The 15,099-nt window shown below is 37.1% G+C and carries 17 protein-coding genes; all 17 read right to left on the bottom strand.

The genetic code is table 11. From position 1 onward, the window contains the following. Nucleotides 1-5 precede the first annotated feature (5 nt). Nucleotides 6-1,169: an efflux RND transporter periplasmic adaptor subunit gene (locus BXY82_RS05935; RefSeq protein ID WP_133757234.1), complete on the bottom strand. Its 1,164-nt coding sequence runs from the start codon at nucleotides 1,167-1,169 to the stop codon at nucleotides 6-8. 196 nt (nucleotides 1,170-1,365) lie between these two features. Continuing rightward, complete coding sequence (locus tag BXY82_RS05930) at nucleotides 1,366-2,625, bottom strand: ABC transporter permease (protein ID WP_133757233.1); 1,260 nt, start codon at nucleotides 2,623-2,625, stop codon at nucleotides 1,366-1,368. Nucleotide 2,626: 1 nt separating this feature from the next. Then, complete coding sequence (locus tag BXY82_RS05925) at nucleotides 2,627-3,871, bottom strand: ABC transporter permease (protein ID WP_133757232.1); 1,245 nt, start codon at nucleotides 3,869-3,871, stop codon at nucleotides 2,627-2,629. Beyond that, nucleotides 3,864-4,565, bottom strand: a complete 702-nt coding sequence (locus BXY82_RS05920) for an ABC transporter ATP-binding protein (RefSeq protein ID WP_133757231.1) — start codon at nucleotides 4,563-4,565, stop codon at nucleotides 3,864-3,866. Before BXY82_RS05920 ends, BXY82_RS05925 begins: the two co-directional genes overlap by 8 nt. A 132-nt stretch (nucleotides 4,566-4,697) precedes the next feature. Further along, entirely contained in the window at nucleotides 4,698-4,919 is a 222-nt protein-coding gene (locus BXY82_RS05915) for a hypothetical protein (protein WP_133757230.1), read from the bottom strand. Between the two features lies 1 nt (nucleotide 4,920). Then, a complete protein-coding gene (locus BXY82_RS05910) occupies nucleotides 4,921-5,466 on the bottom strand; it encodes a DUF420 domain-containing protein (protein ID WP_133757229.1) in 546 nt (181 codons plus the stop codon). Nucleotides 5,467-5,468: 2 nt separating this feature from the next. Beyond that, the gene (locus BXY82_RS05905) at nucleotides 5,469-6,227 is read right to left on the bottom strand and encodes an SCO family protein (protein WP_133757228.1); all 759 of its coding nucleotides are present in this window, start codon (nucleotides 6,225-6,227) and stop codon (nucleotides 5,469-5,471) included. Next, nucleotides 6,211-6,924, bottom strand: a complete 714-nt coding sequence (locus tag BXY82_RS05900) for a hypothetical protein (protein WP_133757227.1) — start codon at nucleotides 6,922-6,924, stop codon at nucleotides 6,211-6,213. Before BXY82_RS05900 ends, BXY82_RS05905 begins: the two co-directional genes overlap by 17 nt. 160 nt (nucleotides 6,925-7,084) lie before the next feature. Then, nucleotides 7,085-7,468, bottom strand: a complete 384-nt coding sequence (locus BXY82_RS05895) for a cytochrome C oxidase subunit IV family protein (RefSeq protein WP_133757226.1) — start codon at nucleotides 7,466-7,468, stop codon at nucleotides 7,085-7,087. A 21-nt stretch (nucleotides 7,469-7,489) separates the two neighbouring features. Then, nucleotides 7,490-8,467: a cytochrome c oxidase subunit 3 gene (locus tag BXY82_RS05890; protein ID WP_133757225.1), complete on the bottom strand. Its 978-nt coding sequence runs from the start codon at nucleotides 8,465-8,467 to the stop codon at nucleotides 7,490-7,492. 146 nt (nucleotides 8,468-8,613) lie between these two features. Continuing rightward, nucleotides 8,614-9,195, bottom strand: a complete 582-nt coding sequence (locus BXY82_RS05885; protein WP_133757224.1) for a cytochrome c oxidase subunit 3 — start codon at nucleotides 9,193-9,195, stop codon at nucleotides 8,614-8,616. A gap of 1 nt (nucleotide 9,196) precedes the next feature. Continuing rightward, entirely contained in the window at nucleotides 9,197-10,090 is an 894-nt protein-coding gene (cyoE, locus tag BXY82_RS05880; RefSeq protein WP_133757223.1) for a heme o synthase, read from the bottom strand. Between the two features lie 209 nt (nucleotides 10,091-10,299). Continuing rightward, nucleotides 10,300-12,411, bottom strand: a complete 2,112-nt coding sequence (locus tag BXY82_RS05875; protein ID WP_133757222.1) for a gliding motility protein RemB — start codon at nucleotides 12,409-12,411, stop codon at nucleotides 10,300-10,302. Between the two features lie 173 nt (nucleotides 12,412-12,584). Beyond that, nucleotides 12,585-13,373, bottom strand: coding sequence for an energy transducer TonB (locus BXY82_RS05870; RefSeq protein ID WP_133757221.1), 789 nt, complete (start codon nucleotides 13,371-13,373; stop codon nucleotides 12,585-12,587). A 161-nt stretch (nucleotides 13,374-13,534) separates the two neighbouring features. Continuing rightward, a complete protein-coding gene (locus tag BXY82_RS05865; protein WP_133757220.1) occupies nucleotides 13,535-14,263 on the bottom strand; it encodes an energy transducer TonB in 729 nt (242 codons plus the stop codon). Between the two features lie 64 nt (nucleotides 14,264-14,327). After that, nucleotides 14,328-14,678, bottom strand: a complete 351-nt coding sequence (locus tag BXY82_RS05860; protein WP_166643252.1) for a VanZ family protein — start codon at nucleotides 14,676-14,678, stop codon at nucleotides 14,328-14,330. A gap of 4 nt (nucleotides 14,679-14,682) precedes the next feature. Next, nucleotides 14,683-15,063: a glycine cleavage system protein GcvH gene (gene gcvH, locus BXY82_RS05855; protein ID WP_133757218.1), complete on the bottom strand. Its 381-nt coding sequence runs from the start codon at nucleotides 15,061-15,063 to the stop codon at nucleotides 14,683-14,685. Between the last annotated feature and the right edge of the window lie 36 nt (nucleotides 15,064-15,099).

The following is a 15,099-nucleotide window of genomic DNA, read 5'->3' as shown; positions in this document are numbered from 1 at the left end:
GTGAATTATTTCTTTTGGGCGTATTCTGGAATGCCTTGAACTTGGTTCCAGATTTTAATTTTATCAGATTTGCCAATGCCATTTTTTACCTGAACATAAATGCCGTCACTGATGCCGAGCTCCAAATCTCTACGTTCAAATTCCTGGTCGCCAACCATGACTTCTACAAACGGTTTTTGAGTTGTCGTATCATATTGGACTAAAGCTTCCCGAATGGCTAAAACATTTTCAGCCTTATCCAAAATTATTGATGCATTGGCACTTAAACCAGCTCTAATAAACGTTGAGTCAATAGATTTTAAGGTTCCTTTAATTTCAAATTGAATGGCGCCATTTTCAGCAACCCCTTTTGGAGCAATATAATCTAACACTGCATCAAACTTCATATTTTCAATGGCCCCAACCGTAATTTCAAGTGGTAGGCCTTCTTTAATTTTACCCACTTCACTTTCATCAACCTTTCCTTCAAAAATCATCTTCTTTACGTCGGCTAAAGAGGCAATAGACGTTCCTTCATTAAAGTTATTGGCTTCAATTACCTGATTCCCTTCTTTTACGGGCACATCTAACACCATTCCAGAAACTGTAGCTCTTACTTGGGTTTGGGCAATATTACCAAGCCCAGAAGTAGTACCGGTTTTAACGATATCATAGTTTTGACGCGAAGAGTTTAAATTGATTTCCGCTTGCTGTACACTTTGCTTAGTTTGAAGATAGGTGTTTTTTATACTCTCAAATTCATTTGAAGAAATTACGCCCTTCTCAAATAATGCTTTCTGACGGTCATAATTGGTTTGTTGCGTTTGGAGATTAATTTTTGCCGTTTGCAATGCCGTCTGATTGGAAGCAATACTATTCTTGGCACTGGTTAATGATGACACATTTGGAATGACTCTAATTTGTGCGATCAAATCGCCAGAATTTACATACTCTCCCGCTTCTATAAATACTTCCTCAATAACTCCAGAGATATTGGATTTAATAAGCACCTCATCCTTTGGGACAATATTACCTGTTGCCACTGTTTTAACGACAATGGTTTGCTCAACCGGCGATTCAGTAGTATAGGTTACAGGATCTTCTTGATTTTTTTGCCATAAGTAAATCAAAGCTATTGCAAACAAGGCAACGATTAGCACTAAAATAACGACAGTTTTTGTTCTTTTCATTTGTGATTTATTATTGTTTTAAAGAGGTCAAATGTTGCACCTATTACATGTCTATAGTTAAATAACACATTAGAATTACGGTGGTTCATTTGAGTTTTATTATTGTTTTACAGAGGTCAAATGTGCACCTAATACATGCTTATAGTAAAATTACACATTAGAATGGCGGTGGCTCATTTGAGATTTATTAATGATATTACTCTATTCTTAAAGCATCTACAGGCTTCATTTTGGTGGCACTGTTGGCAGGAATCAAACCAGCTAACAGCCCTGAAACTACAAGAATAATTAAAGCTGTAAAAACCACCGACATACTCACACTTGGGTTTGCAAAATTCTCAACTGGGCCATTACTATCCAAAACATAGTTAAAAACCCAAATTACACCTGCCGCAAAGGTGATTCCTACCATACCTGATAAAATAGTAAGAATTAAACTTTCTTGTAAAATTTGTGATTTTATAGTCCATGGTGAAGCTCCCAGTGCCCTCCTCACTCCAATTTCTTTAGTTCGCTCCTTAACCACAATCAGCATAATATTACTGATGCCAATAATGCCAGACATCAACACTAAAGCCCCAACAAAATACCCCACAACACCAAGGATGGAAAACAAACCGTTAACACGTCCAAACGCTTCTGCCAGGTCAAAGTTACCAATGGCGCGATCATCTTCAGGGTGTACTTTACGTCGGCTTTTTAATGTTTCCATGATTTGGGGTTTAAGCGATGTAATGGCTGTGTCATCGTGAGCTGTTAGCGCCAACCATCCTACATTATCAGCAAAATTAAAAGCTTGACTAAAGGCTGTAAAAGGCACAAAAATGGTATTGGCATCTTCCTCTTTATCACCTTGACTATTGCTTACCTTAAAGGTGCCAATAACCATAAAATTGACTCCATTAATTTTAATATAGGTTCCTAATGCAGGCTCGTCCTTATCATACAGCCCTTTTACCACACCAGTGCCTATAACACACACCTTCCTGTTGGCGTTAATATCTGAATAACTAAAAAACCGCCCCTGAAGAATGTCCATGGGTTGTTGTTTTATAAACTCAGGATAATCGCCATTTACTTGAAAAGCTCCAGTTTTGGTGCCTCTTACAACATTATTAGCGCCATTATAACCTCCTAATTGGTTACGGGGTGATACGTATTTGAGTTGCGGGAAATCATTTTTTAAAGCTGTAACATCGTCAAGTTTAAAATTAAATCGACGTCCTTTTGGCAAACCTTTATAAGGTTTGGATGTTTGTTGAGACCAAACAAACATAGAATTAGTGGCAAAATTACCAAACCCGGCTGTTACGCCATTCTTTAACCCGTTGGTTAATGCCAATAACAACACCAATATGGTAATGCCCCAAAAAACGCCAAAAGCAGTCAGAAAAGTTCTGAATTTATTGGCATTTAATGCTTCTAATATTTCGTCCCAACGGTCCCTACTAAACATATTATTCGTCTCTTAGTGCTACAATTGGTTTTATCTTGGCAGCCCTATAAGCAGGTATGAATCCCGCAATAGCACCTGCAAACACCAAAATGAATACGGTTGTCAATGCTGTGTTAAAATCAACCTGTGGATATTTTATAAAATCACTTTCTATCAATGGGCCTACAAATTCGAGCAAGGCTAGCCCTGCAACGAGTCCGAAGAGTCCCGAAAACATGGTCACAAATACAGATTCCTGTAAAATCATACCTACAATAGACATGGGTACTGCACCCAATGCTTTCCTGATACCAATTTCTTTAGTACGTTCTTTAACAATAATGAGCATAATGTTTCCTACACCTACCACGCCAGCAATGATAGTTCCGATGCCTACAAACCAGAATACAGCTTTAATGGTATCAACTAACGAATAGATTTTACGTGCTTCTTCTAAAGTATTATTAACCCTAATGGCACTCGTATCATCAGGAGCTATGATGTGTGTTTCCTTGATGTCATTTTCAATTCCTAACGTGACTTGTTCTGAGAGTTTCACAGCCTCATTAAAATTATCAGACATTTTTACGGTATACATCATACTCCTGATGTCATTACCTCCATTAAAAGCCTTTTGCGCGGTGGTAATAGGCATCATCACCTTACTTTCATCACGTTCTCCGCCTGGATCAAAAAACACGCCCACAACTTTAAAGTTAATTCCGTAAAGGGAGATATCCTTACCTATGGGATCATCTCCTTTAAATAAATCGAGACTGACTTTATTACCAATAACGGCCACTTTTTTGTTACCAATTACATCAGAATGATTGATGAACCGACCTTGATGAATGTCAGCATTTTCGATAAACTGATTATCTGGCATAACTCCCTGAATCCTGTAGTTTCCGGATTCATTTTTATAATTGACCAGACCTCCCCAAATGGTATAAAACGCTGATTTGTATTCTAAATTATCATCATATTTGGTTACAATATTGTCGAAGTCTTGGTTTTTTAATTGAATACGCCGTCCTGGGTTTAATCCCTTGTATCCTTTAGTAGTAACACCTGTCCAGACCGCAATGCTGTTAGTAGCATCCTTCTCAAATTGTGAGGTCACGCCATTTTGTATTCCAGAGCTAAAGCCGAGAAGAATGACCAAAATAAAGATTCCAGAAGCCACTGAAAGCCCCGTCAAAAACGTCCGAAGCTTGTTTTTACTTAAGGTCTCAAAAATTTCCTGCCACCGTTCTACATCAAACATACTGTGAAGCTCTTACTTGTTCTACCATGCTATCATCAATGATGAGACCGTCTTTTAAATTAACAATGCGCTTGGTCATTTGGGCAATATCATGCTCGTGGGTCACTACAAGAATAGTTTTTCCTTCATCATTAATTCCCTGAATGAGTTCCATAACTTCATAAGAGGTTTTGGTATCAAGAGCACCTGTTGGTTCATCGGCCAATAAAACCTTTGGATCACTAGCCAAAGCTCTGGCAATAGCAACACGTTGTTTTTGTCCTCCAGATAGTTCAGTTGGCAGATGGTGAGACCAAGGGGCCAACCCTACTTTATCGAGATAATGCATGGCGCGTTCTACACGTTCTTTGCGGGGCGAACCTTGATAGTATAAGGGTAGAGCAACATTATCTAAAGCGGACTTGTAGTTGATTAAATTGAAAGACTGGAAAATAAATCCGAGAAATTTGTTTCTGTAATTAGCAGCAATTTTCTCATTAAGATTTTTAATTGGGACGTTGTCTAGTGTGTAGGAACCTTCATCAGCTTCATCCAACATACCCAAAATATTAAGAAGCGTCGATTTTCCCGAGCCCGACGATCCCATAATGGATACTAATTCACCTTCTTTGACCTCAAAATTGATTCCTTTTAGCACATGAAGCGAATTGCTGCCCATGTGGTAGGACTTGTGTAAATCTTTTATTTGTATCATAAAAAAGCGATTAATTGTACAATGTTACACAAAACAAGGCGCTAACTCTATTAACAAATTGTTAAGACTTGTACTTAATACGCTATTTTTAGACTCTAAAAAAGATGAATTGTTACACGAATCTCAATATTTTTATATTTTTTTCTTCTTAAAATACTTCATATAAATGGCAAAGCCGATGCCACCAACCAATAAATAAGGAATGACCATAAGGTAAACAATACCATCATTAACCCCCTTGGCAGTAGATTGACCATCTTCACTTTCCAATACGGCACGACACATTGCACATTGTGCATTTGTATTAATGAATGTAAAAACAGTAAACAGCAAAAAAAGGACTTTGTTCTTCATGTTAGATATAATAAGGTGAAATCATAAGATACACAATCACTCCTGAGACTGCAACATATAACCACAACGGAAAGGTTATTTTAGCAATTTTCTTGTGGCGCTCAATGTTATTGGTAATAGCCCTTACAAACGTAATCAACACAAATGGAATGATGACAATTGATAAGATTATGTGAGAGATTAATACAAAAAAGTAGACCGTTCTCATAACGCCTTCGCCACCATAAGGTGTAGAGTTACTAGTCATATGGTACGCCACATACATTATCAAAAAAAGTGCTGAACAACCAATGGCGGTAGTCATCAATTTTTTATGAAGCTCTATTTTATTTTTTTTAATGGCCAAAAACCCAATAATTAGAAGTAGCGCCGTGAATGCATTGAGACTTGCATAAATTGGAGGTAAAAATGTAAGTGGGGCCACATCAAAGCCCATATCCCGTAGATTCACCCCAAATAGCGCAGCAACTACTAATGGAATAACTATTGACAGAATAACAATCCATTTATTATACTTCTTTTCAGCAACAAGATTAGGGTTCTCCATTATTATTCCTTCAATAGTTTAGCGATATCTTCTTTTAGCATGGTAATTTGTTGCTCTACGCCTTCCTGGTCAGTTTTTTCATCTTCTGAAATCATTCCATTGTAATAAATTATCGGCATTCCGGAGGCGTCTTTACGAGATCTTATATACCCATTTTTGTCTATTAAGGCAAAGTTACCAGAGTGCTCAAATCCGCCTTCAACGCTGTCATCCTTAGCGGTATAAAGGTAAAATCCTTCATTGGCAAGTTTATAAATATCATCTTGTTTACCCGTCATCAGATGCCAATTACGATTAGTCACACCATGTTTTTTAGCGTACGCTTTTAAAACTTCAGGGGTGTCAATGCTTGGTGCAATGGTAAAGGAGGCAATGCCAAAATTATCCTCATCTGGAAATGTATTTTGAAGGTCCAACATGTTGGCATTCATTTTAGGACAAATGGTTGGGCAGGTGGTAAAGAAAAATTCCAATACATACACCTTACCTTCATAATCTTTGTTGGTAATGGTTTCACCATGTTGATTAGTAAAACTGAATGCAGGCACTTTTTTACGCTTGCCATTGAGTTCAATAAATGCAAGGTCTGATTGGTTACCTGGTTTCTTCTTCGGATTTAGATTAATATCCGCTGTTCTGCTCTCATCTCTGACGATATCTTTATTGTTGATGCGGTCTATAATTTTGGGCACAAAATAAATCCCAAATAACAATACAATAAATGAAACCCCTACGTAAGAATAATTAGTTTTCTTGCTCATCTGTAATCCCTTTTAAATCGTTAGCACGACGTGTTGTTGAATCAAAGTTTCCTTTGCGCTTCTCTCGATATTCAGTAAACAGCACGCGCATATCTTCACTCATTTTGTTTTTAAGTATAGCCACTTCTATACAGTCGTACGAAGTTAAATCATAAGCTGCAACATTGGTTTCTACTTCACGTTCTGTACGGTCATCCAAACGTCCTCGTTGATTTAAATCCATATCGATAATAAACACCCTCGAGGTGGAGAGATTGCTATTTAGTAGACCGTCTGTTTTTAAACTATTATAAAGTGTCTTAATATCCGCTTCAGGTAAAAAGGCAAAATGCCAATATTTTAAATCTTCATGTGATTCTATTTCCTTTTTTAGACGATCAAGATTGGCTTTGGCTTCGGGAGTTACGATAGTTATAATTTGAAACTTTTTGAAGCCTTTAAATTTATCATACACCAATTCCTTTAAATTTGATGCAGCAACCCTGTTTTGAAGCGGGTCTTTCCCAAAGAACGCCAACACTGTAATATGATCCTCTAAAGCGTACTCACTGACAGATTTGATGTCGTGCACTTGCTCTTTGACAATGTCTAGAGGATTGTAATTATGTTTAGCTGGAAGCAGCATTAAAAGAAAAGCTACGGGAAGAAAAAACAGTATGCCGAGCACTGTGTAACGTATGACAAGTTTTTTATCCATTAGAGAAGGTTTGTATGGTGATTTGTTCTGGAACTATTCAATTTTTATAAGTAAAACCGTCCTAAATTACCGTTGTGCAAAAATAAAAAAGACGGTTCAAATAACCGCCTTTTTATATATGTTTAACACTAATATCGTACTGTTTTACAGCGTCGTGTTTTTAGAAATCTGTCTTTACAAATCCGTTTGCGAATACACTCTCTACATAACCCCCTTCTTGCAAGATGATAAAGATTAAATAAGAGATTAAGAACACACCTGTCCAAACTACCATACGTCTAAAACTTGCCATTTCGTCTCGCATGTGCATAAAGTCCCAAGTAATATAATAAGCTTTCACTATAGTAAGAATAATAAAAATCCAGTTCAGTGCTTTCATCCCTAATACTTGTGCATTAAAGATTTCAGGTTTATAGATTCCTAAAAGCACCTCAATTGCGGTAATTATAGATAAGAAGATCAGTACTCCCCAAATTTTTTGGGTATTGGATTTAAATTTTACCAATCCTCTGAATATTGCTAATTTATGTGCGTCTGCTGCCATGTTTAAAATAAGTTATTCAAGTTATACTAAGTAGAAGAATGTAAATACGAACACCCAAACCAAATCCACAAAATGCCAATACAAACCAACTTTCTCAACCATTTCGTATGAGCCCCTGCGTTCATAAGTACCAAGGAGAACATTAAAGAAAATAATAATGTTTAGGAGTATACCTATAGACACGTGGAATCCGTGAAATCCTGTGATAAAGAAGAAGTAGTTGGCGAATAATGGTGAACCGTATTCATTTTGTCTAAGGTTAGCACCCTCAACAACATTTTTGCCTTTTGTTTCTAACTCTCTTAAGGATTCACTGCGGGATAACATTGTTTTATGACCATCTCCAGCGGTATAGGTGGTTCTAACAACAAGGTCTGGATTGGCTTTAAAACCAGCCAACACTTCGTCAAATGTATAACTTGGCAATGCTTTTTCACTCGTAAACCACAGTCCTGTCCTGCTTTCGTGACGTTCACGATCAGAATCTTGCGCAATGGCGAAGTCCTTTAAAGCGACTTGGTGACCATCTGCATCCATAATATGTAAGATGTTACCACCTTTAGTGGCTACAGCACCGTAAGTTCCTTTAATAAAAGTGGTCCACTCATAAGCTTGAGACCCCACAAACACTAACCCACCAATAATGGTCAAAAACATATAGAGTGTTACTTTAGCCTTATTCTTATGGTGTCCTGCATCTACTGCTAGTACCATCGTTACAGATGACATGATCAGGATAAAGGTCATGAAGGCCACAAAAATCATCGGATAATTACCGTGAATAAAGGGAACGTGTGTAAAGACGTTATCCGCAATTGGCCATGAATCAGCAAATTTAAATCTTGAGAATCCGTAAGCAGCCAAGAACCCTGCAAAGGTTAATGCATCTGAAGTGATAAAAAACCACATCATCATTTTGCCATAACTAGTTTTTAGCGGTTCAGTACCTCCACCCCAACGCTTGTTTTCGGCACTAGTTTTCACGACAGTCGTATCCATATGTAGTGATTAGTTGTATTAATTTAAAAAGTTGCACAAAAATAATCAATTTATTCATCTAACGAAACATCCTCATTAAATTTTGAGGCGCTCTCACTAATGAATATAGCTGATTTAGGCCAATAGGCATAAAATTAAATCGGCAATTAACTTACAAAATATAAAAATAAAAAGAGATATACCCATAGTATATCAATAAAATGCCAAAATGTAGCGGCCAGTTCCATACCAAGCATTTTGTTAGCCGAATACTTTTGTTTAAAATGATTATAAATTACCACAAGAATGCAAACCAAGCCAACAATAACGTGTGCAATATGCATCATAGCGATTAAATAAATATAGGACATGGTAATATTACTGGTTGGCCCAGTAAAATTATACCCCAAATCTATGATTTCTTGAAAGCCCAAAAACTGGTTGGCAATAAAGCCAACACCCAAGGCTAAGGTTGCAAACAGCCAAATGGTTGTAAGCTGTCTGTTATTCTTTTCAAGTGCTTTTTTAGCCAAGATAAAGGTCACACTACTAATTAAGACCAAAACAGTGCTTATAATAAACGCATTTGGCAGTTGAAAATCATCCAACCAATCTTCTCTGTTGCTACTAACCACAAAAGCACTAGTCCAACCTGCAAAAGACATGATTAAAGACACGATGCCAAACCAGAGCATCATTTTCTTTGCCCTGCTATTTTTCTCTTCAAAGGTTCCTTGAGTTAAGTCCATTTTATCTTATAAATTTATCTGCAACGTAAACAATCTGTAACAAGGTAATGTAGGACACACTCGCCAACATTAATTGTTTTGCAGCTGTTGCTGTTCTCTTTTTAAATAATTCCAATGCGTAATAAATCATCACCAAACCTAAAGCAAAGACAATAATCGCTGCCACGATAGATAGTTTCAAATCTCCGGTAATTCCAAAAACAGGTATAATAGAAATTAGCACAGTCCAAATAGTATACATTATAGTTTGGGTGGCGGTACCTTTATCCCGTTTTCCTGTTGGCAGCATAAAGAAGCCTCCTTTTTTATAATCGTCGAACAAAAACCAACCAATAGCCCAAAAGTGTGGAAACTGCCAAAAAAATTGGATCGCAAATAAGGTTCCTGGTTCTATCCCAAAATCATTTCGTGCGGCAACCCATCCCAACATAAAGGGTATGGCTCCAGGAATGGCGCCTGCAAACACGGATAAAGGAGTTTTGGTTTTCAGTGGCGTATAGACACTCGTATATAAAAATATGGAAATGGCACCATACATAGCAGTGCGTGGATTAATAACATACAAAGTTCCAATCCCTAAAATGGTAAAGATCACAGCAAGTGTAAACGCTGCATTAACAGACATCCGACCGGATGGGATGGGCCTATTTTTGGTACGGTCCATGAGCGCATCTAAATCGCGCTCAATTATTTGATTGTAGGCATTAGAGGCACCTACCATAAAATACCCTCCAAAAGCCAGTAAGACAACAATACCAAAGTCAATAGACTCAGCTCCTAAAAGGTAACCAGCAATTGCCGAGAACACAACACTCAACGACAATCTCATCTTCGTTATTTCTTTAAAATCAGAAATAATAGAAACTCTTGAAACTGAAGTTTGTGTGGTTGCCAATTGCTCTTGAATTTGTCGCTTTTGAATGCGAGTGCAAAGATACTTTGAAAATTGGTTTTGAGCAATTCAATTATGGAATAAATCAATTTGTTTCAAAAAATTCATTCTGGATCAAATCATTCTAACAAAGTGCGTCATAAAAACATAACTAAATCAACCTATTCTTTCTTTTGAAGATCTATATACGCTATCAAAATTTGTGAAAGCCATTAATAATCAAAGTACCAATTGAACAAGTCAGTTTTGACTCCTATATTAAACCACACCGTACTGTTATTAAACGTGGTTTGGGTATTCGCTTCCGGATTAAAATTTCTAAAACTCACATTGGTAAAGATTTTTAAATGGCTCACCGGATTCACAACATAGCCCGCCTGCAACTCCGCATTAAAAGTTTTGGTCGTATTGCCCTGCCCTATTTTTACACCAGAATCAAATGGACGTTCGTTGTAATTTCTATAAATATCTCCCCCGTAGCTGAAATTATCGGTGCCGTCATTAAAATCAAATCCGCGGGTGCCAAAGATGAATTTTGCATCTGCAAACCAACGTTGATAATTGTAACGCCCAATGACAATAAATTCCCTGAAATTAGCGCCCCATAAATGTGCCATTGGTTGGTTGCTGTGGGCGTAATTATTAACGATGGTATTATGGGAATAGGTATAAGGGCGCACTTGGTTATATTCCAATTGCAGCATTAAATTGTCCACTTTAAAAGCGTCATAATATTTGACCCCCAATTGGTATCCAAATTTGTTCTTCCAGCTTTTATTTTGAGCTTTCACATCGCTCAAAGAGAATTCATCTAAGATAAACTGCCCGTACACATTGATTTTATTGTTCCATTTGTATTTTGCGGAGGCCCCAACAATGGCATTTCCTGAACCTTGACCTGCTTCAAACTCCACCGCCCTAAAAAAGATGATGGGATTGAGATAATTGACATCAAAGCCCCGGCCATTGGTATCGGTCCACATTACCGATTCAAAAAGTCCAATATTTAAACGTTTGGACACATTCCAGCTCAGGTAGTGATTTGCCATATATTTGGTTAAAAACGCCTTATCTTCAACCACGGCATCGCGGACATCACGGAGCCACATCCAGGTATTGGTGTATTTAATTTTCCAAAATTTGGTGTTTAATTTTAAAAACGTCTGAGGGTTTGCAACGTCACTTTGCAATAAGGAGCGGTAGCCATCGCCAATAAAGTTTTTACCATGTCCAAATTGCACATTAATAAATTTTGCCGGCGCATAAGATAAATAAGCCTCCGCAACCGGATAGTCATAAGCATCCTCTTTAAAACGTTTGGCAATGCCCCGTCCTGGAATAATTGCAGGATCAGGACCGAAAGCTTTTAAACTCTCGGCATATTGATTGTAATATTGTGCAAAGCGGCCCTGACTTTCAAAAACAGAAGCCGAGAAACTTAACTTTTTTCCTAGACCGCCTTGTATATAGATCCCTCTAGTGTTGTTAAAAGTGGTAGAAAAATCAGCGTCAGTATCCTTACCTACCTGTAAATCGAAGACAGGGTCAATTGTAAACCAATAATCTGCCCCTTGTAACTGCACCAAATGCTCATCATATAATTTCCTACTCCACCAAGCATCTGAGCCTTTAATTAAGGCTTCTTTTTCTGCCTTAAAATTGTAATAGGGTGCCACTTCTTCGTACACAAATGGTTTTGCTGCAGTATGACTATTGGTGCCCAAAACATTCATTTGGTCATCAAATCGCGAATAGTATTGATGTGTAAAGGGTATGTTTAATTGACTGCTATATTCGAGACCTTCATATTTTTTAATGGTTTTGGTAATGCTATCAAATTCATTGGAGATGATGGCATTGAGATCTTCAGCCTGTTTGATACTTTTTTCTTCTTGTATTGTGGCAGTACTAATTTCTGAAGGAGACACCAGTGGAATTTTAATAGCTAATGAATATTGATAAAAAGTAGGCTTGCCATTATAGCTGCCTGGCTCTATTTTTGGCAACTTTTCAAAAACCCTTCTGGTTTCGTCTTTCAAGACCTCATAGGTAGCATCTACATACAAAACAGTGATATGGCCCTCTTTATCCACTTCAAAAAGCACTTTTACATCGCCTATAAAACTATCATCAGTAACCTCTTGAGGGACTATAAAATTCTCATAAATATGCTGATTCAGTTTGGTGTTAAAACATGCTTTTAAAGCATCAATAGTTTGGCTTTCGCAACCTGTAAAAACGGGTGATTTTTCATAATTTTTGATGTTCTGGGCAACACTATTGAGATGAAAACACACACACATACTTAAGAAGAAGTACTTCATAGACACTTGTAACCTTTATTACTCAGGAAAGATACTATTTTTTTTAAAACACACATATGAAATGGTAAAAGTTAAAACAACATCCTACAACGTAAAGAGCTATCTAAAACACCTTATGGGAAAGATGTTTTAAATAGCTCAATGGAAGTAACAGGCATAGTTGGAATAGATATTTATTGCACGTCAAAAATGATTGGCAATGTATACAGTACTGATACTGGCCGGTGTCTCTGTTTTCCCGGGATTAATTGCGGGACCTCACTAAGTACCCGTTTGGCCTCATTTTGTAATGCTTGAGATGGGGCTCTAGATTGTATTTCAGTAACGTTGCCTTGATCATCAATTTTAAATTGTACGTATATTTTCTGTACGCCAGTTAAACCCATCTCACTTGCAATATGAGTATCAAATCGTTTCTTAATGAGTGTCCCAAGCTTGTCAGACATACAGGCTCTCCGTTCATCATTTGTGTTGGCATATTCACAACCCGGATAAATTGGCACTTGTTCTACACCTAAAATATTAAATGTTTCTGGCTCGTCCATTTCTGGCGCGGCCTCAACATTGAGATGATCAGGATCAATAGGTTCAAGATATACTTCAGGCTCGGTCAATAGACTTTCCACTGGAGCTTCAAAATCGTCAGGTTTAATGATTGGTTCTTTGTCTAAAAGCAGACTTTTAACAGGATTGTCCAGTTTTTGAGGAGCGTGTGCTTCCATCTGAAAAACCTCAGGAGTGACCTCAGCAAATGGTTGGTCAATTTCTACCTGACTTAATTGATAGCTTTTGTTTTCAAACTTCATTTCAAAAAGCGAATAGGTAACCAACAAACAGAGAATCAATCCGACTTGAAAATAAAGAGTGAAGTTTTTTTGTAAGTTTGCATCATGCTTGCGTGATTTTACATGACGTGGGTTGCTCTGGCCAGCAATGCCACACGAATTTTCAGAATTCTTCATAATATTTAAAGTTAAATGTTAATATTATGCTAAAATCACAACAAGCATACCAAAACGGAAATCCCGTCTAATAAATTAGACGGGATTTTTTATTCAGCCCATATAAAATAAAAACCCCGTTGCAAATGCGACGGGGTTTTTATTTTATAAGATTACATTTCTTAGTCTTGAACTTGGAACAAAATTGGTAAAGAATACGGTACTGTTACCGCTTTACCACGTTGTTTACCAGGTTTCATTTTAGGCAGCAAACCAATAACGCGTTGTGCTTCCTTCTCTAAACCAGGATGCGGTGCTCTAGCTCTAACGTTGGTAATATTTCCAGATTTGTCAATCTTGAAGATCACACTAATACGTTGTTTACCAGAAAGACCTAATTCTGAAGCTAAATCAACATCAAATTTCTTGTTTACAAATTGAGCAATTTTATCAGACATACATTGCTTTTTTGCATTGTTGCCGCTTTCATTCTCACAACCTGGAAATACTGGTACATTTTCAATGACTGCAAATGGCACCTCTATGTCTTCTTCAGGAGCTTCTTCTACAACTACATCCTCGACTTCAGCAATTTCGTCATCCTGATTGGTTTCTGACGACTCAATAACCGTTTCTTCAACTTCTTCCTCATCTTCTACAACTTCAATTTCTTCTGGTGCTGCAGGTGGTGGTGGCGGTGGTGGTGGTGGCGTTTGCAATTGCTCTGTAATTGGAATTTCTTCTTCCAATTCGTCATCCATATTGATCATACCAATATCAATAGCTTCTTTATCGTATGTTTTGTAATTGATAGCCAAATTGGTTAACAATAACATCAAAGCAAGTCCGACTGCGAAATAGATAGAGCTATTTCTACCGACGTCTGCTTTTAAATTCTTTTTTGGTTCCATGAGCTTAGAGTGTTTTAGGAATGCTAAAATAACCAATAATTTGTTAAAAAAGCAAGGGATTAATTTAATTTAACTTTAACTTTCTGTAGATGATTACCATAAGTACTGCAAAAATTGCACCAAAAATATTGGCAATCATATCAAAAACATCAAACATTCTGGAAACGGTTAAAAAATTCTGAAAAAGCTCCATCAGAATGCCATAAATTGCTGCGGCAATGAAGGCATACAATAAACTATTTTTAAATTTTAAGGTATTTAAATAATTAAACACCAGAAAGGTTAGTACAAAATAGGCTCCTGAATGGTAGATTTTATCATCAAATGAAGATCCTAATGTTTGTATGTTGCCAAGGGTAACCAGACTTAATGCCAACAATATTATAGCATAAGCTACAAGTAAAGCTAAAGCCAAATGTTTATGCACCTACCAATTCTTTATAGGCATCAGCTGAAAGTAGTCCGTCAATTTGTGAAGGGTCAGAAATTTTAAGTTTGATCATCCAGCCGTCTCCGTAAGGATCTGAATTTACTTTTTCTGGCTCATCTTCTAGTGCTGAATTGAATTCAATAATTTCTCCTGAAAGGGGCAAAAACAAATCAGAAACTGTTTTTACAGCTTCAACTGTTCCAAAGATCTCTTCAATCTCTAAAGTTTCACCTACAGTTTCAACCTCAACATAAACAATGTCTCCTAATTCACCTTGTGCAAAATCTGTAATGCCTACAGTTGCAACATCACCATCAATACGGATCCATTCATGGTCTTTGGTATACTTTAATTGTGCTGGTATATTCATTTTGTAATAAATTTAATAGTAAAGCAAATGTACTTT

It is taken from the genome of Gelidibacter sediminis (genome assembly GCF_004364975.1).
Lineage (GTDB): Bacteria > Bacteroidota > Bacteroidia > Flavobacteriales > Flavobacteriaceae > Gelidibacter > Gelidibacter sediminis.
The sequence above is the reverse complement of the archived record's forward strand: the minus strand, read 5'-3'. Positions and strand labels throughout refer to the sequence as shown.

Bases quoted from the DNA above. Each gene is read 5' to 3' on its own strand.
- BXY82_RS05935 (WP_133757234.1), bottom strand. From the start codon at position 1,169: ATGAAAAGAACAAAAACTGTCGTTATTTTAGTGCTAATCGTTGCCTTG.
- BXY82_RS05930 (WP_133757233.1), bottom strand. From the start codon at position 2,625: ATGTTTAGTAGGGACCGTTGGGACGAAATATTAGAAGCATTAAATGCC.
- BXY82_RS05925 (WP_133757232.1), bottom strand. From the start codon at position 3,871: ATGTTTGATGTAGAACGGTGGCAGGAAATTTTTGAGACCTTAAGTAAA.
- BXY82_RS05920 (WP_133757231.1), bottom strand. From the start codon at position 4,565: ATGATACAAATAAAAGATTTACACAAGTCCTACCACATGGGCAGCAAT.
- BXY82_RS05915 (WP_133757230.1), bottom strand. From the start codon at position 4,919: ATGAAGAACAAAGTCCTTTTTTTGCTGTTTACTGTTTTTACATTCATT.
- BXY82_RS05910 (WP_133757229.1), bottom strand. From the start codon at position 5,466: ATGGAGAACCCTAATCTTGTTGCTGAAAAGAAGTATAATAAATGGATT.
- BXY82_RS05905 (WP_133757228.1), bottom strand. From the start codon at position 6,227: ATGAGCAAGAAAACTAATTATTCTTACGTAGGGGTTTCATTTATTGTA.
- BXY82_RS05900 (WP_133757227.1), bottom strand. From the start codon at position 6,924: ATGGATAAAAAACTTGTCATACGTTACACAGTGCTCGGCATACTGTTT.
- BXY82_RS05895 (WP_133757226.1), bottom strand. From the start codon at position 7,468: ATGGCAGCAGACGCACATAAATTAGCAATATTCAGAGGATTGGTAAAA.
- BXY82_RS05890 (WP_133757225.1), bottom strand. From the start codon at position 8,467: ATGGATACGACTGTCGTGAAAACTAGTGCCGAAAACAAGCGTTGGGGT.
- BXY82_RS05885 (WP_133757224.1), bottom strand. From the start codon at position 9,195: ATGGACTTAACTCAAGGAACCTTTGAAGAGAAAAATAGCAGGGCAAAG.
- BXY82_RS05875 (WP_133757222.1), bottom strand. From the start codon at position 12,411: ATGAAGTACTTCTTCTTAAGTATGTGTGTGTGTTTTCATCTCAATAGT.
- BXY82_RS05870 (WP_133757221.1), bottom strand. From the start codon at position 13,373: ATGAAGAATTCTGAAAATTCGTGTGGCATTGCTGGCCAGAGCAACCCA.
- BXY82_RS05865 (WP_133757220.1), bottom strand. From the start codon at position 14,263: ATGGAACCAAAAAAGAATTTAAAAGCAGACGTCGGTAGAAATAGCTCT.
- gcvH (WP_133757218.1), bottom strand. From the start codon at position 15,063: ATGAATATACCAGCACAATTAAAGTATACCAAAGACCATGAATGGATC.